Genomic DNA, 939 nt, shown 5'->3' with positions numbered 1-939 from the left:
CTCTCGCCCCCGCGCTGCGGGCGATCGCCGCGCGGCGGTCCGCGGCGCGGGCCGGGGCCGGAGGACGGCGCACCGCGGCCGCCGCCGGACTTCTCCTCGGCCACGCGCTGCCAGAGCGGGCGCGCGTCGCGCTGTGGCGCTGGCGCGAGCCGCTCCTCCTGCGGCGCCTCGATCTTCTCGCCGGGCTGCGGAGGCTTCACGTGGCCCTTGCGGATCACCACCGGGCCAGATTCGGGCTTCTTCTCCTCGGACATGGCGGGCGTCTTATAGCAGAGCCCCCGTGATCCGCGTATGAGTGGCCGGATGCCCGATCGCCGCGTGGCCGTCTTCCTCTCGCACGCCGACCCTGGCGCCCTCCGCCTCGCCGGCTCCTGCGCCCTCGCCGCCGCGTCCATGGGGGATCGGGTGGACGTCTACCTGTTCGGGCAGGCGGTCCCGGCGGTCGTGGCCGCGCACGACGCCGAGCCCGACGAGCCGGGGGCGCTCCTCCACCAGGCGCGTGCTGCGGGCGCGTGCCGCCTCGTCGCCTGCAGCGCGAGCGTGGTCGAGGAGAAGGTGCCGCTCGACGCCGCCGAGCAGGCGCTCGACGCGGTGGTGGGCTGGCCGACCGTCATCGAGTGGAGTCGCGGGGTCGTCGATCGCTTCTTCTTCTAGCCCGTGGGAGGGGGGCGAGCGGGGAACCCCTCAGGTGCCGCGCAGGACCCCGGAAGAGAGCGCCACTCCTGCGCGTTCGTCTCTTTTGCTTCCCCCTCCGGAGTCCCCATGGTCAGCCTGTCGATCGATCCGCCGCCGTCGCGCACGCCCCGTTCCTCGCGGGGAGGCCTCCTGGCCGTCCTCCTCGGTATCTCCCTTCTCCTCGCGCTCGCGGGCGGGTTCTGGCTCGGCCGGGCGACCGCGCCGGGGGGGAGCCTCTCCTCGGTCCCGGCGGTGGCCACCGCC

At 75.2% G+C, this 939-nt stretch carries 1 protein-coding gene and 1 pseudogene; one reads left to right on the top strand and one right to left on the bottom strand.

The window, feature by feature from the left end; genetic code table 11:
• Positions 1–254: pseudogene (locus MNY60_RS23520) on the bottom strand (RNA-binding protein); the annotation flags it as partial.
• A 49-nt stretch (positions 255–303) separates the two neighbouring features.
• Between MNY60_RS23520 and MNY60_RS23515 the strand changes: the two are divergent.
• On the top strand, positions 304–654 hold the full coding sequence (locus tag MNY60_RS23515; RefSeq protein WP_242341611.1) for a DsrE family protein: 351 nt from the start codon (positions 304–306) through the stop codon (positions 652–654).
• Positions 655–939 lie beyond the last annotated feature (285 nt).

It is taken from the genome of Anaeromyxobacter sp. SG17 (assembly GCF_022690695.1).
GTDB lineage: Bacteria > Myxococcota > Myxococcia > Myxococcales > Anaeromyxobacteraceae > Anaeromyxobacter > Anaeromyxobacter soli.
This window is presented reverse-complemented; position numbering and strand designations above follow the sequence as displayed.